21 protein-coding genes are annotated in these 22136 nt (G+C 44.9%); 4 read left to right on the top strand and 17 right to left on the bottom strand.

Going from position 1 to position 22136, the window contains the following annotated elements; all coding sequences use genetic code 11:
- Positions 1–199 precede the first annotated feature (199 nt).
- The 4 genes from BLP57_RS09620 to mtaB form a co-directional block, all read right to left on the bottom strand.
- Positions 200–469: a DUF1292 domain-containing protein gene (locus BLP57_RS09620; protein ID WP_059086846.1), complete on the bottom strand. Its 270-nt coding sequence runs from the start codon at positions 467–469 to the stop codon at positions 200–202.
- Between the two features lie 92 nt (positions 470–561).
- Entirely contained in the window at positions 562–1014 is a 453-nt protein-coding gene (gene ruvX / locus BLP57_RS09615) for a Holliday junction resolvase RuvX (RefSeq protein ID WP_092071282.1), read from the bottom strand.
- A gap of 1 nt (position 1015) precedes the next feature.
- Positions 1016–1288, bottom strand: a complete 273-nt coding sequence (locus BLP57_RS09610; RefSeq protein WP_015527087.1) for an IreB family regulatory phosphoprotein — start codon at positions 1286–1288, stop codon at positions 1016–1018.
- 185 nt (positions 1289–1473) lie between these two features.
- On the bottom strand, positions 1474–2802 hold the full coding sequence (mtaB, locus tag BLP57_RS09605) for a tRNA (N(6)-L-threonylcarbamoyladenosine(37)-C(2))-methylthiotransferase MtaB (RefSeq protein WP_092071279.1): 1329 nt from the start codon (positions 2800–2802) through the stop codon (positions 1474–1476).
- 133 nt (positions 2803–2935) lie between these two features.
- On the opposite strand from mtaB, the gene BLP57_RS09600 reads away from it, so the two are divergent.
- Positions 2936–3172 (top strand): HPr family phosphocarrier protein, encoded by a 237-nt coding sequence (locus BLP57_RS09600; RefSeq protein WP_015527084.1) that lies wholly within the window; start codon positions 2936–2938, stop codon positions 3170–3172.
- Between the two features lie 165 nt (positions 3173–3337).
- On the opposite strand, the gene thiI is transcribed toward BLP57_RS09600, so the two are convergent.
- The 13 genes from thiI to BLP57_RS09535 all read right to left on the bottom strand — a co-directional run bounded on the left by thiI (position 3338) and on the right by BLP57_RS09535 (position 18066).
- Positions 3338–4519 carry a tRNA uracil 4-sulfurtransferase ThiI gene (gene thiI / locus BLP57_RS09595; RefSeq protein ID WP_015527083.1) on the bottom strand — a complete coding sequence of 394 codons (1182 nt, stop codon included), beginning with the start codon at positions 4517–4519 and terminating at the stop codon, positions 3338–3340.
- A 24-nt stretch (positions 4520–4543) separates the two neighbouring features.
- Positions 4544–5698 (bottom strand): cysteine desulfurase family protein, encoded by a 1155-nt coding sequence (locus BLP57_RS09590; protein WP_092071277.1) that lies wholly within the window; start codon positions 5696–5698, stop codon positions 4544–4546.
- A gap of 3 nt (positions 5699–5701) precedes the next feature.
- A complete protein-coding gene (locus BLP57_RS09585) occupies positions 5702–6445 on the bottom strand; it encodes a 16S rRNA (uracil(1498)-N(3))-methyltransferase (RefSeq protein ID WP_092071274.1) in 744 nt (247 codons plus the stop codon).
- A 4-nt stretch (positions 6446–6449) separates the two neighbouring features.
- Complete coding sequence (gene prmA / locus BLP57_RS09580; RefSeq protein ID WP_015527080.1) at positions 6450–7403, bottom strand: 50S ribosomal protein L11 methyltransferase; 954 nt, start codon at positions 7401–7403, stop codon at positions 6450–6452.
- A 158-nt stretch (positions 7404–7561) separates the two neighbouring features.
- A complete protein-coding gene (gene dnaJ, locus BLP57_RS09575; protein ID WP_021652330.1) occupies positions 7562–8752 on the bottom strand; it encodes a molecular chaperone DnaJ in 1191 nt (396 codons plus the stop codon).
- Between the two features lie 21 nt (positions 8753–8773).
- Complete coding sequence (gene dnaK, locus BLP57_RS09570; RefSeq protein WP_015527076.1) at positions 8774–10666, bottom strand: molecular chaperone DnaK; 1893 nt, start codon at positions 10664–10666, stop codon at positions 8774–8776.
- 53 nt (positions 10667–10719) lie between these two features.
- Positions 10720–11355 carry a nucleotide exchange factor GrpE gene (gene grpE, locus BLP57_RS09565; protein ID WP_059085388.1) on the bottom strand — a complete coding sequence of 212 codons (636 nt, stop codon included), beginning with the start codon at positions 11353–11355 and terminating at the stop codon, positions 10720–10722.
- Positions 11356–11373: 18 nt separating this feature from the next.
- Positions 11374–12417: a heat-inducible transcriptional repressor HrcA gene (hrcA, locus tag BLP57_RS09560; protein ID WP_092071271.1), complete on the bottom strand. Its 1044-nt coding sequence runs from the start codon at positions 12415–12417 to the stop codon at positions 11374–11376.
- 175 nt (positions 12418–12592) lie between these two features.
- Positions 12593–13846, bottom strand: coding sequence for an ABC transporter substrate-binding protein (locus BLP57_RS09555; protein ID WP_242872596.1), 1254 nt, complete (start codon positions 13844–13846; stop codon positions 12593–12595).
- A gap of 15 nt (positions 13847–13861) precedes the next feature.
- Positions 13862–14971 carry a glycoside hydrolase family 172 protein gene (locus BLP57_RS09550; RefSeq protein WP_021976674.1) on the bottom strand — a complete coding sequence of 370 codons (1110 nt, stop codon included), beginning with the start codon at positions 14969–14971 and terminating at the stop codon, positions 13862–13864.
- Positions 14972–15007: 36 nt separating this feature from the next.
- Positions 15008–15862: a carbohydrate ABC transporter permease gene (locus BLP57_RS09545; RefSeq protein ID WP_021652326.1), complete on the bottom strand. Its 855-nt coding sequence runs from the start codon at positions 15860–15862 to the stop codon at positions 15008–15010.
- Positions 15863–15873: 11 nt separating this feature from the next.
- Entirely contained in the window at positions 15874–16752 is an 879-nt protein-coding gene (locus tag BLP57_RS09540; protein WP_044961978.1) for a carbohydrate ABC transporter permease, read from the bottom strand.
- A gap of 78 nt (positions 16753–16830) precedes the next feature.
- Positions 16831–18066: an ABC transporter substrate-binding protein gene (locus BLP57_RS09535; RefSeq protein WP_092071267.1), complete on the bottom strand. Its 1236-nt coding sequence runs from the start codon at positions 18064–18066 to the stop codon at positions 16831–16833.
- Between the two features lie 245 nt (positions 18067–18311).
- Between BLP57_RS09535 and BLP57_RS09530 the strand changes: the two genes are divergently transcribed.
- The 3 genes from BLP57_RS09530 to BLP57_RS09525 all read left to right on the top strand — a co-directional run bounded on the left by BLP57_RS09530 (position 18312) and on the right by BLP57_RS09525 (position 22104).
- The gene (locus tag BLP57_RS09530) at positions 18312–20138 is read left to right on the top strand and encodes a sensor histidine kinase (protein WP_242872595.1); all 1827 of its coding nucleotides are present in this window, start codon (positions 18312–18314) and stop codon (positions 20136–20138) included.
- Complete coding sequence (locus tag BLP57_RS17645) at positions 20113–21708, top strand: response regulator (protein WP_021652321.1); 1596 nt, start codon at positions 20113–20115, stop codon at positions 21706–21708. The genes BLP57_RS09530 and BLP57_RS17645 overlap by 26 nt, the downstream gene beginning before the upstream one ends.
- 117 nt (positions 21709–21825) lie before the next feature.
- A complete protein-coding gene (locus tag BLP57_RS09525; RefSeq protein WP_092071262.1) occupies positions 21826–22104 on the top strand; it encodes a hypothetical protein in 279 nt (92 codons plus the stop codon).
- Positions 22105–22136: the final 32 nt, after the last annotated feature.

Here is a 22136-nt window from a genome sequence, read left to right as displayed (position 1 = left end):
CTGTTTTTTACAGCGCCACCGGCTGCTGTTTTCTTTGCTGTTGGCCGGAAAGGCTTATCCTGACGGTTTTTGCTGCCACCACGATACTGTCTTGTTCTTGATCCGGCATTCTTTTGTCTTGCTGCGGTTCTTCTGGCACCGCCTGCGGAAACTTGTACTCTGCTCTCCGCATTTTTGTTGTCATCGTTGTTCTCGCTTTTCAAAAATCGCTCCTCCATTCAAAATTCACGTCATCCAGCATCTGCTGAAAAACTGCATATACAGCCTGAAGTTCGTCATCATCCTCGACCATCTCATAACAGGCTTCTGTGCTTCCCGGAGCTGAAATATCCTTCAGAATATATGCGTCTGCTTCCTCATCCTGTGAATCGGACACCAAAAGATAAGTCACACCCGCAATATTGGTCTGCTCCTCTACGTAAAACTCAGCAGCTGTGCCGTCGTCTGACTGAAATATTATTTTTTCCATATTTAATTCTTCCTTATCCGTTCTTGTCAAGCGGATATTCACAATCCGCATTTGCTACCTGATCCGCTCAAAATATCTATTTGCGTTTCCGATCATTCTTCCACGCCTTCCTGCTGCTCTCTTCTGTGTGCGGCAGCATCCAGATATCCCTGCAGGATAAAGACTGCTGCTACCTGATCCAGATACTGTTTACGGTCTTCCTTATGCACACCGGTCTCCTCCAGAGTACGGTCTGCCGCCATGGTAGTCAGTCTCTCATCCCACATAACAACAGGCAGACCCGTACGTTTCTCCAGCATTTCCTTAAACTCCAGAGATTTCTCGGCCCGCTCTCCTACTGTATTGTTCATATTTTTCGGGTATCCCAGAACGATCTCCGTAACCTGATACTCCGAAATGATCTCTTCAATACGTGCCAGAGTACGACGAAGCTTGTTTTCCTGCTTGCGCCATACGGTTTCCACACCTTGGGCTGTCAGACCAAGGGGATCGCTCACTGCAACCCCAACGGTCTTCGAGCCATAGTCCAGTCCCAGTACTCTCATATTACCGTTCCCAGGACTTATTCTTGATATACTCGGTGAGAAGCTCCTCTACCAGCTCATCACGCTCCACCTTCATGATCATGCTTCTCGCACCCTTGTGGCTTGTGATGTAGGTCGGGTCTCCGGACATAATATATCCTACGATCTGATTCACCGGATTGTAGCCCTTCTCATCCATTGCATTGTACACCAGATCCAGGACTTCTTTTACCTGAAGCTCCTGATCCGGTTTTGTTCTGAAATACTGTGTATTTCCCAGATTATTCTCTGCCATTGTCTCTCACGTCCTTAAAATATATTCTTTTTTATTTTAATATAAATTTACATAAATTACAATCTTAAATTTAACGAGGATTGCGAATACAAACTGTCAACGTTACTGTTCACTCCGTTCTCAGTAACACGCTTCGCAAAATATTACCAGTGAACAAACAACCTTTCAACATACGATCCCGTTCTTCACTCCACGGCTTCACCGGTCATGATATGCTCTTCAAGAAAGCCTTCTGCCTTTACGATTACGATATCATTTACGCCATAAGCTTCCGATTTCGGTACAGCAGTTTTTATATACTCCCGGCTGTGTCCCAGATACCAGGTCCGTCCATCCTTTGTATACTCTTCCTCGATCAGTACCTCCAGGTTTTTGCCAAGCATGGATTTCTCATAATCCCCTGCATGACGATGATGCAGCTCGATCATCTTCTCACTGCGGAAGGATTTCTCCGCCTCTGTCAGCTGTCCGTCCATGGCAGCCGCCTTTGTTCCCTGTCTTCTGGAATATTTGAAGATATGAGTCTCATAAAAACGGATGCTGTCCACAAAATCATAGGATTTCCGGAATTCTTCCTCCGATTCCTGCGGAAAGCCTACGATCACATCCGTTGTCAGTGCCGGATTTCCATACACTTCTCTTAAAAGCTCACAGCGCTCTCTGTATTCCCCGCTTCTATATCTGCGGTTCATCCTCTCCAGGGTCTCATCACAGCCACTCTGCAGGGAAAGATGGAAATGCGGGCATACCTTCGGCAGCGCCGCGATCCCTTCCGCAAATTCTCTTGTAACGATTCCCGGTTCCAGCGATCCCAGACGGATACGCCTGATCCCTTCGATCTCATGCACAGCACGGATCAGAGAAAGCAGTGTCTCTTTTTTCTCCTCCGGGAAATCCACTCCATAGGAGCTTAAATGGATTCCTGTAAGGACCACTTCCTTATACCCTTTTTCCGCAAGTGCACGGACCTCCTTCAGCACACTTTCAATATTCCGGCTTCTGACACGGCCTCTTGCATAGGGAATGATACAGTACGTACAGAACTGATTGCATCCGTCCTGAACCTTGATATATGCCCTTACATGTTCTGCTGTATGATCAATGGAAAGTTTCTCATACTCTTTTGTCTGATTGATCTTGATCACATGGGAACCATGGCCCGGTTTGTTTTCCGCATATTCGGCTAGTGCCTCCACAATATTGATCTTCTGGTTATTTCCCAGAACAAGATCAATGGCTTCGTCTTTTTCCAGTTTCTCGCCACCGGTCTGTACATAACAGCCCGTTGCCACCACGATCGCTTCCGGATTCATTTTTTTTGCTTTGTGGAGCATCTGTCTTGATTTTCTGTCTGCAATATTGGTTACTGTGCAGGTATTGATCACATAAATATCCGCTCCCGGCTCAAAAGGCACAATCTCATATCCCGCCTCCTCCAGAAGCTGCTGCATGGCCTCGATCTCATAGGCATTTACTTTGCAGCCCAGGTTGTGTAATGCAACTTTATTTCCCATTTTTCCTCACTTTTTTTACACTTTAACTAATTATTAAAACAATTTTTATCTCTTTTCACCTTGACTTTTTAGGTACTGACAGGTAAGATGAAAGCTGTAAAACAACAAAAATTTATCAAGGGAGGTTATTATAATGAAAACAGCTAAAATCTCACTGAATTCCATCGATAAGGTGAAAGCATTCGTAAACGAGATCAGCAAATTCGACTGCGATTTTGATTTAGTATCCGGAAGATATGTGATCGATGCAAAATCCATCATGGGTATCTTCAGCCTGGATCTTTCCAAGCCGATCGACCTCAACATCCATGCAGATGGCGCTGCTCTGGATAACGTAATGCAGATTATTTCCAAATATACAATCGACTAATCTATACTGTATATTTGAGAGGAACTGTATCGGATACAGTTCCTCTTTTTTCATGCTTTCAGAATCCTTCTGTTCTCAATGAACTCCCTTTTCCTGATATATCGGTAATTCCAGGGAACCTCTGCAGCGAGGTTCCCTGTTTGTTTTTTCTTATCTAAAAACGGATCACTGAATTTCAATGATCTCTGTGGTATTCAGAGCCGTTTCCATAAGCTCATCGATCTTCTCAGAAAGCTTCTGCTCAGAACGGCGGATCACCTTAAGATTCGGCTTTGTTACAGGATGTTTCGCTACAAAGATGGTACAGCAATCCTCAAACGGCTGAATAGAAGTCTCAAAGGTATCGATCTTTCTGGAAATACGGACGATCTCCTCTTTATCAAAGCCGATCACCGGACGATATACCGGAAGTGTGCAGACCTCATTTGTAGAAGCAAGGCTCTGTAAGGTCTGGCTTGCAACCTGTCCGATACTCTCACCTGTGATAAGTCCGAGACAACGGTCTTTTTTAGCGAAATGCTCGGCAATACGCATCATATATCTTCTCATGATAATAGTAAGCTCATCATGAGGACACTGATCATAAATATAAAGCTGTATATCTGTAAAGTTAACTACATGGAGACGGATCGGTCCGCTGTATTTGGCTACCAGGCGGGCAAGATCCACTACCTTCTGTTTTGCGCGCTCACTGGTGTAGGGCGGTGCATGGAAATATACCGCATCGATCTTGACACCACGTTTTGCGATCATATAGCCGGCAACCGGACTGTCGATCCCACCGGAAAGAAGAAGCATGGCTTTTCCGTTTGTTCCGATGGGCATTCCGCCTGCGCCCGGAATAGTCTGGGAATATACGTAAATCTTGTCACGGATCTCAACAGAAAGATCCAGCTCCGGATGATGAACATCTACACTTGCCTCCGGGAACGCATCCAAGATACGTCCGCCAAGCTCAGCACTGACTTCCATGGAGCTGATCGGATAGGATTTCTTTGCGCGGCGTGTCCAGACCTTGAAGCTTCCGTTAAAGTCCGGATGCCACTGCTTCATATAACCCACAACATCTTCGGCAAGCTTCTCAAAGCCCTGTTCTTCATAGATCATAACCGGGCAGATGCCTACAATACCGAATACATGCTGCAGCGCATCTACAGCCTCATCGTAATCATAGTTCTCCGGGCAGAATACATAAACTCTTCCCTGCTCTTTTTTTACTTCAAAATCTCCCTCGATCTTGGAGAGTGCGATCTCCATCTGATGTACGAGAGCATCTTCAAAACGATAGCGGTTTTTTCCCTTAAGGGCAATTTCCGCATATTTGATCAGAAATGCATGTACTAACATAAAAATCCCTTTCTTCTGTATTCTCTATCGACGTGCATACCTGCGCAGCATCGGAATTGTTTTTCCCAGTGCTTCCAGGCAGTAATCTACCTCTTCAAAGGTATTTTCCTCACAGAAACTGATACGGACGGTACTCTCCACATCCGCTCTTGAAAGTCCCATAGCTGTCAGTGTTGCACTCGGTTTTCTCTTATGACTGGAGCATGCACTTCCTGCGGAAATATATACTCCGAATTCTTCCAGTGTATGGAGCAGGACTTCGCTTCGGACTCCATGAAAAGTCACGCTCATGATGTGCGGTGCCCCTTCTCTTAAAGGCATTCCGTTGATGGTGATGTCTCCAAGCTTTGAAAGTCCCTCTGCCATCCGTTCTTTCAGGTCATAAAGGTGCTGTATTTTTTTATCAAAATCCGTATATACCATCTCTGCGGCAACGCCAAGGCCTGCGATTCCCGGTACATTGTCTGTTCCGGAACGCATACCGTTCTGCTGTCCGCCGCCAAGGATCTGTGGCTGTACTCTTACTTTTTCGTTGATGTAGAGGAAGCCCACACCCTTTGGTCCGTGGATCTTATGGCTGCTTACAGATAAAAGGTCGATTCCCAGTTTTTTCGGGTAAATACGGTACTTTCCGAATGCCTGGATGGCATCTACATGAAAAAGTGCTTTCGGGCTTTTTTCGTGGACGAGCTTTCCGATCTCTTCTACCGGCATCACAGCTCCCACTTCATTGTTCACATACATCACAGACACCAGGATCGTATCCGGGCGCAGAGCCGCTTCCAGTGCATCCAGCCTTACAACGCCCTGATGATCAACAGGAAGAATGGTCACCTCATAGCCCTGTTCCTTCAGATAAGCAAAAGGCTGGGCCACTGCTGCATGCTCTACTGCAGTTGTGATGATATGGTTTCCCATTCGCTTATTGGCTTCCACACCACCGATGATAGCAAGGTTATCCGATTCTGTTCCACCGGAGGTAAAAAGAATCTCTTTTTCATTCACTTTCAGTAATTTTGCAAGGGTCTGGGCACTTCTGCGGACATAATTCTCCGCTTCCATTCCCTTTTTATGCATGGCAGAAGGATTTCCGAAATCTCCTGTCATGGTTTTGCAGACAATATCCTTTACTTCATCGAAGCATCTCGTTGTCGCGGAATTGTCAAAATATGCTTCCATAATCTATTCATCCTCCAGTTGAAACATCAGAACAGAAAGTACTGCGAGTCCCGCGGTTTCTGTCCGTAAGATCCGGTGTCCCAGGGTGATGGGTTTCGCACCGGCTTCCATGGCATCTGCCACTTCCTGCTCTTCAAAACCACCCTCAGGGCCGATAAAGACACCGATGCTTTTTCCCGGTTCGATCGACCGGATCAGTTCTTTCGTCTCTTTCATTCCCTTTGCAAGCTCATAAGGGATCAATAGAACGTCCAGTTCTTTTGCATAGACAAGGGCTTCTTTAAAGGTCATCACAGAATGTACCTCCGGCACCAGCATACGCTTGGACTGTTTTGCCGCACTTTCTGCGATCTGCTGCCAGCGGGATACTTTTTTTTCTGCTTTTTTGTTATCCAGTTTTACCACGCAGCGTCTGGTTGAAACCGGAACTACGGAATATGCTCCAAGCTCTACTGCCTTCTGGATGATCAGCTCCATCTTATCAGCCTTCGGCAGTCCCTGAAAAAGATAAATACGGTTCTGCAGCTCATAATCCGGCTCCTGTACATAGAGGATATGAAGCAGGACTTCATCCTCCCCCGCGTTTTCGATCACACAGTGATATTCTTTTTCCTTGTCGCTGATCCAGAGCTCCTCGTCTTTTTTCATGCGGAGCACATTGACAATATGATTGACATCATTTCCTGTGATACGGATCTCATGTCTGTCCCTGTCGATCTGATGAGGTTCCACAAAAAATCGCTGCATGAGATCAGTCCTTTCTTGCTGTCACAGATACCCACTCGCCCTGATGAGTCACCTCAACAAGCGTCAGTCCGGCGTCTTTTACAGCCTTCACTACGACATCCTCCTTTACATCCAGAATGCCTGATGTAATGTAGTAAGCGCCTTTTTTCATCTGTGCAACGATCACCGGAGTCAACGGTACCAGAACATCTGCCAGGATATTTGCAGTTACGATATCATATTTCTCATATCCGACCTGTTCCTGAACTTCTTTGTCATCGATGATGTTTCCGATCATCATGTCAAAGGATTTCTCCTCGATCTGGTTGGCCTCCTTGTTCTCAGATACTGCCGGAACTGCACAGGGATCAAGGTCTGTACCAACCACATGACCTGCACCAAGCTTCAGTGCAACGATCCCCAGGATTCCACTTCCGGTTCCCACATCAAGGATCTCCATTCCCGGCTTCACAAATTTCTTCAACTGACGGATCACAAGCTGTGTGGTCTCATGCATTCCTGTACCAAAGGCAGTTCCCGGATCAATGTGGAGGATCATCTTGTCCTTATCTTCTGCCTTCACTTCTTCCCAGGACGGTACGATCAGAATATCGTCTACATAGAACTGATGGAAGTACTGTTTCCAGTTATTGATCCAGTCCTTATCCTCTGTCTGGGATTCTGTGATGGTTGCCTCTCCGATATCCACAAAGCTTCTCAGATCCTCCAGTGCAGCCTTCACATCTTTCAGAATTGCCTCGGTATCCGCATCCTCTTCCAGATAGAAGTTCAGATATGCGATCCCGTCATCTGCTGGTCCTTCCGGCATGATATCCACGAACATCTGCGCTTTGTCCTCATCGGTCAGCGGCTGTTTATCCTGGATTTCCACACCTTCAATTCCCACCTCGGCGAGTGTACAGATCACAATATCCTCTGCCTCTGTTTTTGTCTTAAGTGTAAAACGGTTCCATTTCATCTTTTATATCTCCTTATGCTGTATACACATTTACGGATTTTCATTCCAGTCTGTCGCCTGTTTTCTATTGTCCCGAAAACGGGCACTTCTTTTAATATACACGAATACAGAAAAAAAAGAAAGAGGCATTTTGTGCCTCTTTCCTGTTTTCACTTTATTTATTCCTCAAACATTTCCTTAACTTTCTCACGGAAACCTTTTTTCTTCTTTTCGGTTTTTTCGGAAGTCTCGGATGTGCTGTCCTCTGACGGACGGTTTCCACATGCCGCATCAAAAGCTTCCAGAGCTTTCTTTGCTTCCTCATTGAGATTTGTCGGAGTCTGGACTACCAGGGTTACATAGTGGTCACCACGAACGTTCTTGTTACGTAATGACGGAACACCTTTGCCCTTCAGGCGGATTCTTGTATCCGTCTGTGTTCCCGGTTTCACCTCATAGGAAACCTCACCGTCTACCGTATTGATACGCATCTCACCGCCAAGTGCAGCCTGTGCAAATGTGATCGGAGCTGTTGAAAAGATATTCATATCCTGTCTCTGGAAGATCGGATGACGGGCTACATTTACCTCAACCAGCAGATCTCCTCTCGGACCGCCGTTGGTTCCCGGCTCACCTTTTTCACGGATACGGATGCACTGGCCATTGTCGATACCGGCCGGTACAGATACCTGGATCTTCTTTCTGGAAGAGGTATATCCGGTTCCACGGCAGGCGCTGCATTTATCCTTGATCACCTTACCGGTTCCATTACAGTCCGGACAGGTCTGAACATTACGTACCATACCAAACATGGACTGCTGAGTGTAAACGATCTGACCCTGGCCTTTACATTTCGGACATGTGACCGGTGATGTTCCAGGTTTCGCTCCGGTTCCGTGACATGTGGTACACTCATCCTTCAGAACGATCTCCAGCTCTTTCTCGCATCCGAAAACCGCTTCCTCAAAAGTAATGTTCACACGTGCACGAAGGTTGGCACCCTTCATCGGTCCATTGTTGGCCCGTCTGGTTCTGCCTCCGCCGCCGAACAGGTCTCCGAAGATATCTCCGAAGATGTCTCCCATATCCGCACCGTTGAAGTCGAATCCACCAAAGCCGCCGGCACCGCCTCCGCCGCCGTTTTCGAATGCTGCATGACCAAACTGATCATACTGTCTTCTCTTGTCGGCATCACTTAAAACGGAGTAAGCCTCTGTCGCCTCTTTGAATTTCGCTTCAGCCTCTTTATCACCCGGATTTACATCCGGGTGATATTTCTTGGCCAGCTTACGATATGCTTTTTTTAATGTTGCGTCGTCGGCGTTTTTATCCACACCTAAGACTTCATAATAATCTCTTTTATCAGCCATTGTAATTATTTCCTACTTGTCTTAGACTTCCTTGTAATCAGCATCTACAACATCATCGCCGTATCCTGCTTCATTTCCGCCCTGAGCACCAGCGTTTCCGCCCATGTTGCCCATATCCGGTCCAGGACCAGCCTGACCCTGAGCTCCCTGAGTCTGCTCATACATCTTGGAGAACAGTTTCTGAGCGCTCTCCATCATCTTCTCCTGTGCAGCTTTGATATCTGCAACCTGAGAATCAGTAAGCTCCTGAGCATTTGCTGTCTGTGCAAGAAGATCTTTCAGTGCATTGAGGTCAGCCTCAACACTTGCTTTATCGTTTGCGTCAAGCTTGTCGCCAGCTTCCTTCAGAGCATTCTCAACCTGGAATACCATGGAGTCTGCATTGTTTCTTGTGTCGATCGCCTCTTTACGTTTCTTATCCTGAGCCTCGAACTCAGCTGCTTCTTTGACAGCTTTGTCGATATCGGAATCGGACATATTGGAACCAGCTGTGATTGTGATGTGCTGCTCTTTACCTGTTCCAAGGTCTTTAGCGGATACATTAACGATACCGTTGGCATCAATATCAAATGTTACCTCAATCTGCGGAACTCCACGACGTGCTGGCGGGATTCCATCCAGACGGAACTGGCCGAGGGATTTGTTGTCCTTTGCGAACTGACGCTCGCCCTGTACAACGTTGATATCTACAGCTGTCTGGTTATCTGCTGCTGTAGAGAAGATCTGGCTCTTCTTTGTAGGAATTGTAGTATTTCTCTCGATCAGACGAGTTGCGATACCACCCATTGTCTCGATGGACAGTGACAGTGGAGTAACATCCAGAAGAAGGATATCACCGGCACCTGCATCACCTGCAAGTTTACCACCCTGTACGGAAGCACCAAGTGCAACACACTCATCCGGGTTCAGGTTCTTGCTTGGCTCTTTGCCAGTTAACTGTCTTACCTTATCCTGTACAGCCGGGATACGGGAAGAACCACCAACCAGAAGTACCTGGCCAAGCTCGGAAGCTGTGATACCTGCATCAGACAGTGCACGGCGAACCGGCTCTGCAGTCATCTCTACAAGATCATGTGTCAGCTCATCAAATTTAGCTCTTGTAAGGTTCATATCAAAATGCTTCGGTCCCTCAGCTGTAGCTGTGATGAACGGAAGGTTGATGTTTGTTGTTGTTGCGGAAGAAAGCTCTTTCTTAGCTTTCTCAGCTGCCTCTTTCAGTCTCTGAAGAGCCATCTTATCGTTGCTAAGATCTACGCCCTCTGTTCTCTTGAACTCGGAAAGCATGTAATCTGTAACTTTCTTATCAAAGTCATCTCCACCAAGACGGTTGTTACCAGCTGTGGAAAGAACCTCGATAACGCCATCACCAATCTCGATCACAGATACATCAAATGTACCACCGCCAAGGTCGTATACCATGATCTTCTGCTCTTTCTCATTGTCAAGACCATATGCAAGAGCTGCTGCTGTAGGCTCGTTGATGATACGTTTTACATCAAGACCTGCGATCTTACCTGCATCTTTGGTAGCCTGACGCTGAGCATCGTTGAAGTAAGCCGGAACTGTGATAACTGCCTCTGTTACTTTCTCACCAAGATATGCCTCTGCATCCTTTTTCAGTTTCTGAAGGATCATTGCGGAGATCTCCTGTGGAGAATATTTCTTGTCATCGATGGTTACACGGTAATCGGTACCCATCTCTCTTTTGATAGAGGAGATCGTTCTGTCTGCATTTGTAACTGCCTGACGTTTTGCAGGCTCACCTACCAGACGCTCTCCTGTTTTTGTGAATGCTACAACGGATGGTGTTGTTCTTGCGCCTTCTGTATTTGCGATAACTGTCGGCTGTCCACCTTCCATTACGGCTACACAGCTGTTTGTTGTACCTAAGTCAATACCAATAATCTTTCCCATGATTTTTTCCTCCTGTTTTAGTCTGTATCTGTTAAAATAAAGTTTGTTGTCAGTTAGTTCGCAACCTTCACCATACTGTGGCGTACTACGAAATCCTTGTAGGTGTAACCCTTCTGGAATTCTTCCACCACGATGTTCTCTCCAACCTCTTCATCCTCCACATGCATCACTGCATTATGGAAATCCGGGTTGAATTCCTTTCCCACTGCTTCGATCGGCTTCACACCAAGCTCATCCAGTGTTGTGGTAAGCTGCTTGTAGATCATTTTCATTCCATCTGCAAAAGCATCACCTTCCTGTGCCTGTGCAAGACCTCTTTCGAAGTTATCCACAACCGGCAGGATCTTTTCAACGATCTCTTTTGCTCCGATGATGTACATGCTGGATTTTTCTTTTTCCGTTCTTTTACGGAAATTATCAAATTCAGCCATGGTACGCTTCAGGCGATCGGTAAGTTCCTCCACCTTCTGCTCAGATTTATCTTTTTTCTTCTTTCCGAAGAAGGAAGTTTTTGATTTTTCTTCTTTTTTATCCTCTGAGGCAGCTTCTTCGCCTGGAGTATTGTTTTCTTCCTCCGGCAGATCTTCTCCCTCCGGTGTCAGGTTTTCTTCTTCCTGATCTCCGTCAGTTACGGGGATTTCCTTCTCCGCTTCCTGCTCTTCGGATGTTTTCTTTGTTTCCTCCGACACTTTTTTTCTACCGCCTTTCTAAGTTTTCTTCTTTTTCAAAACGTCATCCAGATGATTCTTCAGTTCCTTCAGACTGTCCACTACATTCTCATAATCCATTCGTTTGGGACCGATGATCCCGATGGTTCCGTACATTCCGTCTCCCAGTTCATATCTGGCAGTTACAATGCTACAGTCCTTCATGGTCTGGATCGGCATCTCATCACCGATGTAAACCTGGATTCCTGTATTCTCTCCATCTGACATCTGTTCTTTTACAAGATCGGCAAGTTCATGCTTCTCCTCAAATGCGGAGATCAGCTCCGTTGCCTTCTCTTTATCGGCAAGCTCCGGATACTTGAAGATGTTAGTTGCACCTGAAGTATAGATCTCCATATCTTCCTCTTCCACATGAATGGTGGCTGCCACTGCATCCAGAACCGTTGCCACCACACCGCTGTGGCTGCCTGCCTGTTCCTTCAGTCTGGCGATCATCCCAAGGTTGATATCCTGGATCGGGATCCCATTGAGATTGGTGTTAAGAAGAAGATTCAGTTTCAGGATCGTCTGGTCGTCCATTTCCTCATCCAGATTGATGATCTGGTTCCGGACTGTGTTGTTGTCACTGACAACCACTGCCACAAGCTGAAGCTCGCTCATTCTCGACAGCTGGATGAACTTGATCTTGTTGCCGCTGTACTGTGGAACAGAAACCATGGTGGCATAATTGGTATTGGAGGCAAGAACCTTCGCAACTTTCTTAAGCACCTTATCCATCTTATCTGTCTTCTCAATGATCAGATCCCGTAACTCGGCAACCTCTGCTTCCTTCTCCTTCATCAGCTCATTAACATAAAGTCTGTAGCCTTTATCGGAAGGGATTCTTCCTGCCGAGGTATGAGGCTGGACGATATAGCCCATATCTGTCAGGTCTGACATTTCATTTCGGATCGTTGCGGAACTTACATTGAGATCCGCATACTTGGAAATGGTTCTGGATCCAACCGGTTCTCCGGTCTCCATATAGGTCTTGATGATTGCCTGTAATATTTTTCGTTTGCGCTCATTCAACACCTCTTCCATGAAGCCATCTCCTTTCCTTTTTGTTTTTCCTGACGGATGTTGATTCTTTTTTTATATCTGTTAGCACTCATTTTGGTGGAGTGCTAACATCTACAGTCTTTAAGATATCACCATGTAAAATATTTGTCAATATGTTTTGAAAAAAAGTTCTTATTTTTTCAAAACAAAAAAAGCATCAGTACGATGCTTTTTTGTAATACTGGTCTATGCAGTTCTGTGCCCCGGCAAAAAATTCCGTTTCTGTTTTCTGTCCCAGCACATATTTCTGAAACTCCGTCCCCATGGACGAAACAGCTTCTATGGAATCGGCACACAGTGGTCTTGCCTTCAGCTTATAATCTTTCAGATATTGCCGAATCATTTCAATTCCCTCCAGCTCAAAACTCTTATCCTCGATCACATCCAGTCTTGCCGGACACATTTTTGTCAGCTGTCCGTAATTTTTACTGGCCTCATATCCGGACACATACTGAAGGAACTTCAGAGCTGCTTCTTTATGATCAGAATTTTTATTCAGTACATACTGCCAGGTTGCGATATTGGTCACCTTCTCGTCAAATTCCGGAAATGGTGCCATATGGATCTTATCTTTTCCATATACGCCTGCATTCTGAAAGGTCCTCAACGCACCGGTATACATGAACATACATCCATACTGGCCGTTTATAAATTTTTCATTCAGCTGATCATGCTGGTCGATCAGATTCTCCTCTGATATCATCCCTGTATCCAGCATTCGCTTCATATATCCTGCCGCTTCTCTGGTTTTCGGATCCGTCCAGTCTGTATAATCTCCTCCGAAAAAATTGACATACTCGCTGATACTGTTATATATGTAGGAAATCTCCCATGCATCCCCGTATGCATATTTTCCCGTATTCTGAAGCTTTTTCTGAAGGATCTCAAGATCACTGAGACAGGAGAGTCTGTCCAGACCAGCCTGATCCAGCAATTCCTGGTTCACCCAGAATGCCATGATATCCATTTTGAACGGTACCGAAAAAATATGTCCGTCTGACATGCATATTTCTTTCAGGTATTCCTGCGGAAAATTCGCCGCTGTCTCCTCTGTCATAACCGTATCTTCCAACGGAAGAAGAAATCCCCTATGTTTAAATTCGGATATCATCTCATCATTTACTGTGATCAGATCAACAGAATCATCTCCTGATGTCAGAAGAGTTGCTATTTTGGCCTGGCGGTTGTCCGCATTGGCCGGACATTTTTCAATATGGATCTTTATTCCAAGATCCTTTTCCGCCTGGCTGATAAAAGAATCAAAGCCTTCTGCGCCTGCATCCACATGAAGGATCGTCAGTTCCTGTCTGTTCTCCGGCACAATATCAGATACAGCCTCCTTCTTCTGGACTCCACATCCTGTCACTGCCAGAGCCAGGGCAAATACCCCGCAAAATACCTGTTTTTTCAATCTCTACCACCCTTTTTATCTGGGCCATCTATCCTCTTTTGACATCAACGGCTGGAACGGTGCATGAGGAAGTGTCTGATACCAGTACGCTACACTTGCTACATCATCCTGTCGTTCAAACAGGCCACGGTATCCGACGCCTATCTGCTGGATCGTAACGCGAAGATCCTCTTCAAAGCAGATCGGATCCTGTAAGTGCCATCTGTAAAAGCCTCGCATTGGCGGGCAGTCATCATTGTGATAAAAATTGTGGATCAGTTCGTCATGAGCAGAATAATACGGATATCCCAGATACGGTGTGTTATAATTCTGTTCCACGGTTTTTCCATCCACCTGTTTGGCAAAGCTCCAGGAACCTCCAAAGTAATCTTCCGTTCCTGTTCCGCAGATGGTCGGATACTCCTCATCTCCGTCAATATAAAACTTCATTTCTCCCTCGCCCCACCAGTAACGTTCCAGTGTGGTAAGTGCCATGTAGGTTCCTATATAATGGCCTTTTCCTTTTACTCCATCCAAAATTGTATAATCTTTTGTTTTTTCTGTCAACCGTTCCCTTCTCCACTGCGCATGGAAATAAGCAATATCGTCCGGAAGCTCATCATAGAGACAGTAATCTACCTGATAAAAGAAAGCCGGGATTTTATTTGCATGCTGGTTTTCCAGTGTGATCTTTGCTTTCTTCTTAAACGGCATCGGGAAATAGCAGTTAAAGCCCCTGTTTGGAACAACAGCCACCGGAACAGAATTTACAAAACATTCTCTTCCGAATCCGCAGCAGAAGAAATCACCCAGAGGACTTTCCACGGAAGGAGTTTCCTCGTCATCCCAGTACATACGGATCACAAGATCCCTCAGTACAAAGCAATCTGCCTCTGTAGTCTTGTTGTCGACGGTGATCCAAATATGATTGATCTGTCCCGGTCCTTCCATTTCTGCCAGAGTTACCACAGCTCCCGGCTCAATATCCTTAAGACACGGGCTTCCTTTTCTGGACGGTCCGAGATGACTTGCAGCCATACCGCCTCTGCCTTTTTCTCCATGAGGATTTTCTGCATTAATCGCACGGCTTTTTCCATGCTTTGCAAGTGCGATCCCTCCCAGTCCGCCTGTAAATGCCTGATACATATCTGTTTTCTCCTCTCTTTTGGAAATTAAAAATATTTACGCTTTTACTCCACCTGCCATGATACCATCCATGATCTGTTTCTCAAAAACAGCTACAAAGATAATGATCGGAAGAAGGATGATCCATCCCATGGCGCTGACAAGATCCCACGGAACTCCATACATGTTGTCACGTAACGGAAGCTGTACGATGGAAACAGAAAGTACCTGAATACCATTTGAATAAAACAACGGTGTGAAAAAGTTATTCAGACAGGTAATAAAGTTGATAATGCAAACCGTAGCGATTGCCGGCTTCATCAGCGGCAGAACGATCGTAAACAGTCTCTGTGAAAAAGATGCGCCGTCAATAGCAGCTGCCTCCTCCAGTGAGATCGGGATCTCACCGACAAAGTTTCTGAGGATCAGAACCGTAAACGGTATAACGGTACTGATATAAAGAAGGATAAGTCCCGGATATGTATCATACAGCTTTACCTTCTGCATAAACTCATACAGCGGGCGGGCTGTGACAACCTCAGGGATCAGCATGGTAGCCAGAACAAACGCAAATGCAACAGAAACTCCCTTTGAGTTAAATCTTGAGAAGCCATAGGCAGCCATTGCACACAGCACGGTACTGATCACAAGTGTAATGCCTACGATCAGAACTGTATTTCCGATCTTTGAAAGCAGTCCTACATTCTGTATCAGAAATTTATAGCTTTCCAGTGTGGGATGATCCGGAAGATAATCGATCGGTGTTTTAAACAGTTCTCCTGACGGTGTGATCGAAGAAATAAAGATCCAGTAAACCGGGAACAGGATCAGAAAAGCCACAACTGCAAACAGAACCCATCTTCCAACGGCTACCACTCCATGATAAACATTATATTTTCCTGTATTCTTCACGATAATTCCCCCTAACTGTCAAACTTATTCATAACACGTATATTCAGCCAGCTGAAGATCGCCATTACAACAAACAGCAGCATAGCCAGCGCCGAAGCATATCCTACGTTTAGATTTGTAAATGCTTCTGTTGTGATTCTGTATGCGATCAGCGCAGTATCCTCTCCAGGGCCTCCAGATGTCATGGAATAAACCAGATCGAAGGTTGTCAGTCTCCAGAGTGTGAACGGAATACATAAAGTCAGGACATTTTTTGCGATCAGCGGAAGTGTGATCCGGAAAAAGCTCTGGATCCCGTTTGCACCGTCTACCTTTGCTGCCTCATAGATATCGCCGGAAATAAACTGAAGTCCGGAAAGTACAAGAATTGCAAAGAACGGAAGGTCCTTCCACAGGTCCATTGCAATTACCGCTGCTCTTGCAGTACCTGTATTGATCAGCCAGCTGTTCTGGTAACCCGGTACAAACCAGCGGATAAAATCATTGATCAGACCATAATCATTGTTAAATGCCCATTTTGCAGCCATACCGGCTACTACTGCAGGCATAGCCCACGGGATCAGCACGATGGTCCTCAGAAAACGGCGGCCTTTGAATTTCATATTCAGGATCAGTGCCAGGATAACTCCGAGGATCACATGAAAGATCATGGAAGCAACCACAAATATTGCCGTAAAGCTGATCGATGTGAGCACTTTAGGATCAGAAAATACCTTCAGGTAATTCTTGAAGCCTATAAATTCATTGATACCTGCAAGGATACTGATATTAAAGAAGCTGTTTTTCACAGTCATCAGAATGGGATATACTGTTGTAAAACCTCGAATCAGTACAACCGGCAGGATCAAAAGCCATGGTATCCACTTCATATTTTTTTTGCTTATTGTCATGGAACTTTCCTCCCTGTTCATCAAGCAATGTAAAGCAGACTTTTACCTCTGCTTTACATTGCTGTTTTTTTATATCTTTTACTTATACATATCTACCACATCCTGAGCCTTCTTGCAGAACTCATCAACTGTAATCTCGTCTTTCATACAGGACTGGAAGATTGTTCCCATATCGCTGATAAATTCCATTGTCTGTGCCACCATCGGACGTCCCTGTACATTGCATTCATTTGCATATCTGCTGTACATTTCTTTTGCCGGGTCAGAATCCGGAACTACCTTCTCTGCAACATCCTTTCTTGCAGGATATCTGTCAAATGCTTTATAGGAAGCTTCCATTCCGCCTTCATCAGCCATATACTGGAGGAATTTCACAGCTGCATCTTTATTCTTGGATGCTTTGTTGAGAACATAGCTCCAGGAATCTGTAAAGATCGCACGCTCTCCCTTGCCGCTGAAATCCGGTACCATTTCCATGTGGATCTTATCTGCGCCAAGCATATCTGCCTTTGCATAATCTGTTCCAAGCCCCCACATAAACCAGCATCCGTATTTTCCGTCATTGATCTTCGGATTCATCTGGTCATATTTATCTGCAATCTGTTCGATGGATGTTTCTTTATTAGCAACCAGATCGTGAAGGAACTGAACTGCTTCCTTGTTTTCCTCTTTGGTCCAGTCAAAATAATCGCCGCCGAACATGTTTACAAACTGTGCAAGCTCGTTAAATGCATAGGTTTTCTCCCAGGAACCGCCGTAGCCGAATCTTCCGTCCTTGGAAACAGCCTTCATATACTTCATGAAATCCTCTTTTGTATCAATGGATTTGATTCCGACCTCATCCATGATCTCCTGATTTACCCAGAATGCAAGATATCCTGTATAGCCTGGAACACCGACGATGTTTCCGTCCTTATCTGTGATCATATCCTTTACATATCCCTGGGCAAACTGATCAGCGATATCATCTGTCATTACTGTATCGTTCAGTCCTTCCAGCCATCCGGAATTTTTAAATGCCGCGCTCATCTCATCGTTGATCTCAATGACATCCACGGAAGTATCTCCTGTGGAAAGCATTGTGGTGATCTTCTGCTGACGGGTATCTGTATCTGTAGGTGCCGCAATTACATTAATGTTCAGGCCCGTGGCATCTTCCACATTTGCAAGCCAGTCCTCAAAATCCGGGTCTGTGGTGTTGACGCTGTATAAGGTAAGATCATATTTTTCCTTTGCGGAAACAGTAACCACGTTACCTGCCATACCCACAACCATCGCTGCTGCCAAAACTGCACTCATTACTTTTTTCTTCATATCTTTCTTCCTTTCTGGACATTTTCGTGTTTGTCCACACCTGTTTTTGATGGTTTAAGGATACCAGAGAGCCCCCTCATTCTAAATACAATATTTTATGATTTATTTATATTATTTTTCGTTCTCTTGTATTTTTGTTGTTAATTTTTTATAATCCTTTTATATAATCTATATTTGTAACGGCTTTTTTCACAGCTGGATTCGGTTTCATTAATTTGTTTTTGACATAAAGGAGAATATGTACTATGAAATTCCACAAATGTATCCCACCCATTTTTTCCTCATTTCGCTATAAGCTCCTGCTCGCATTTCTGATCGCAACTATGGTACCTCTGATTTCCCTGACCTTCATCAGCTATCACATTTCCTATAACATTGCCAGAGATCGTATCATCGATTCTGCCGTAATGACTGACAAGCAGCTGGTCTCTCAGCTGAACGACCGCCTCGGTCAGGTTGAAAATGTAGCAGATACCATACAGTTTCAAATGTACTCCCTAAATCAGCCTTCCTCTAATAAGGTAGATGCACTGAAAAAATTCACCACTGTAAAAAACAATATTTCGCTGTATAAATCCACATTCGATTTCTTCCATATATATGTTTTTCTGCAGCCCGATCAGCTCGGTTCAAAAGAAAGCCTGTACTTCTTTTCCACAGATGAGCTTTCTGCATATGGTCTGGATAAAAATATTGTTTCCGGTTCAGGCTTTTCCTCTGTCTGGATACCGGTTTCCAATATGCCTCTGCCTAAAATACTGTCCACAAAAAAATCATCTGCCGATGTGATCCTCTGCGTCCGGGCACTGAAAAATCAGGCCACCGGTATTCTGGAATACGCCTACGGCATTGCTCTGGACACCTCAGAGCTTACCACTTATCTGCAGCCTGCTGCTTTGGATTCCCGCATATACAGCTACATTCTCACAGATCACGGAGAGATTGCAGCAAAAAATACATCCTCACTGAATTTATCCGGAATTTCCAAAGCACAGTTTCAGAAACTCAAAGGAAATGCAGATTCTTCTTTTCACAGCGGCGACAAATATTATAACTGCTGCACCTTAAGCAATGGCTGGCTTCATGTTACCGAAATCCCGGAAAGCTATATTCAGGGCAACACGCACATCCTGATCCGTGCCTTACTGATCACTGTCCTTATTTTCTTGCTCCTTACTGTTATCATCGTTATCCTGTTTTCCGAAAATCTTACCCGGAAGATCACTGCACTTTCCTATGCAATGGAAGCCTTTCAGCTGGGATATGACCCGGAACATCTATCTATCGTTACTGTTCCCCACCCGGATGATCCTTCCAGGTATGATGAGATTGACAGACTGGGCATCACCTTTGAAGATATGCAGCACACAATAGCCGGAAACCTGAAGTCCATTGTAAATCTTTCCGTAAACGAAGAACGTCTGAAATACCAGCTGCTCCAGTCACAGATCAATCCGCATTTTCTTTACAATATCCTGGGATCGATCCGTACCTGCCAGTCCCTTGGAAAGCTTGACATTGCTGATCAGATGATTGCAAATCTGACTGCCTTTTACCGTCTTACCCTGCGTAAATCAAAGGAACTTATTCCTATTAAAGATGAATTGGAAATTGCCCGGCTTTATCTGGAAATGGAAAAGCTCTGTCATAAAGATAATCTGGACTGGGAGATCGAAGCAGAAGATGGAATCGAAAATTTCCTGATCTGCAAGTTTACACTTCAGCCATTTCTCGAAAATTCCATTCTGCACGGGATTTCTTCGGGCACACCAGCTGTTTTCATTTCGATCCATGTTCTTTATGGCGATGATACGGTTGTGATCTCCATTGAGGACAACGGTGCCGGCATGGACTCCGAAACCCTTGCACAGCTGCGCCATGCTATTGAGCATAATGTTATTGATTATGAGAATCATTTTGGAATTTCCAACGTAAGTTCCCGTATTTCCAACCCATTATACGGAAACGGTTCCGTAAGGATCCGCAGCAACCCCGGAAACGGCACATACGTCACCATTGAATTCGAACAGATGGAGGAAGATATCGATGAAAAAAATAATGATCGTAGATGATAATTACTTATCTGCAGAAGGTATCGAAAAAAACATAGACTGGGAAACACTGAATGCAGAGATCATCCATGTCTGCTACAATGGAACCTCTGCTATCGAAGCCATGAAAAAAGAACCGGCAGATCTGATCATTTCTGACATTGAAATGCCTGATCTTGACGGCATTTCCATGAGCCGTCAAGCTCTTGAGATCAATCCTATGGTGAAGATCATCCTGATCAGTGCCTATGATAAATTTGAATATGCAAGACGCGCTCTGCTCCTCGGTGCTCTGGATTATATCGAAAAGCCTCTGGATTATGCCTATCTTATCCAGAAGGTAAAAAACGCTTTTGCACTGATGGAAAAGGAACAGAAAAATCTCCAGCTTCTGAAACAAAGCAGGCCTCTTCTTACGGAAAAATTTTTCCGCGAGATCACACACCTTCCGTCTTCTGAAGCAGCCTACCGACTGAAGCCTTATCTTAAGTATCTGAACCTGGAGCTGAATTATGATTTTTATACAGTTGTTATTCTGGAGCTTGAAAATGCTCCGGATCTAAAAGCTGTTTACGGGATTGAAAAGTTTCAGATGGAGCTTTTCAACCTTCAGGATCTGATAACTGAGGAAACCGCTTCTCTTGATTTTGTGTATCTTCTCCCGGATATGGATGGCTATCTGTGCATTCTGGGACACAGCGGCTGTCAGTCCAACAGCTTCCGCCAGCTTACCAGCGGACTTATTTCCTCAATCGCAGATGCCTGCCAGCCACTGGGACTTTCTCTCAACGCAGGTATTGGAACAATTGTCCAGGATTTTTGGAACCTGAACCATTCTTATAAAAGCGCCGTACATGCACTGGAATACAGATTCTTTTTCCCGCATCAGAATATCTTTGACGGAAGAGAGGCTCTGGGTTCCGATCTGTCTGTTGCAGATTTTTCAGATACAAAGGAGGATGAACTGATCCGGCTTCTCTGCAAAAAGGATACCGCTGCCATAGATCTCTGGTTTCAGAATTTTTCCGACTGGCTCACTCAGAAATTTCGCACAAAGAATTTCGCTTTCATACAGATTTATTCTCTTCTTGGCCGGATCCTGAAATTTTTCTATGAATTAAATCTGGATACGCATGACCTTGAAGCTAAAATTTTGTATGTTTACAACCACATAAATGAGTTTCATAATACGGAAGAGCTATGTCAATGGCTGAAGGATCTGTGCCATCTTTTATGTCGGAAGCTTGATTCCTCCATGAATGATTATCACCAGAAGCTCTGTGAACTGGTGATTTCCTATATCAACGAACACTACACTGACAATACGCTCTGCCTCAATGACATTGCTGCCTCTGCCAATGTAAGCCCAGCTTATTTAAGTGCTCTTTTCAAAAAAAATCAGGGGATCAGTCTCAGTGACTTTATCACATCTCAGCGAATTTCCGCAGCCGCCCGTTATCTGACTACGACTACTATGAGTCTGAAGGAGATCAGCCTGAAATGTGGTTATGCCAATCAATATTATTTCAGCACCAGCTTCAAAAAGAAAATGGGGATCACCCCTTCCGCCTATCGGGAACAGCATACATAACTTCTTCTCTTCTTTATAACAAAGTTACTGTCACAAATGCCAATGCCCTTCTCCGGAATTTTACTTATAATCAATTAATAAAGAGAATCATCATATTTTTTCGAAGGAGGGATCGCTATGAAAAAATGGAAAAAAATCCTGATATCTCTGATGACAGTCTTTGTACTGGCCATACTCCCGGCAGAATCGGCAATTCTGCCTGGCACAGTCTGTGTTACAGAGGCCGCTCCCAGGATCAGTTCTTCCAAGCTTACAGATCCTTATGAGATCCTGACACAAAAAGATGCTTCCGAAATTGCAAATGACACTCTGGATATGGCTGTTCCATATTGGGCTGATCTTCTCAAGGGCTCCGGCATCACCCTGCGCTCCCTGGGCTTTTCAACTACAAAATAAGCTTTTCCTAAAAACAGATCGAGCATACCCGG

This window comes from Blautia sp. SF-50 (assembly GCF_900101315.1).
In the GTDB taxonomy this organism is placed as follows: Bacteria; Bacillota; Clostridia; order Lachnospirales; family Lachnospiraceae; genus Blautia_A; species Blautia_A fusiformis.
This window is presented reverse-complemented; position numbering and strand designations above follow the sequence as displayed.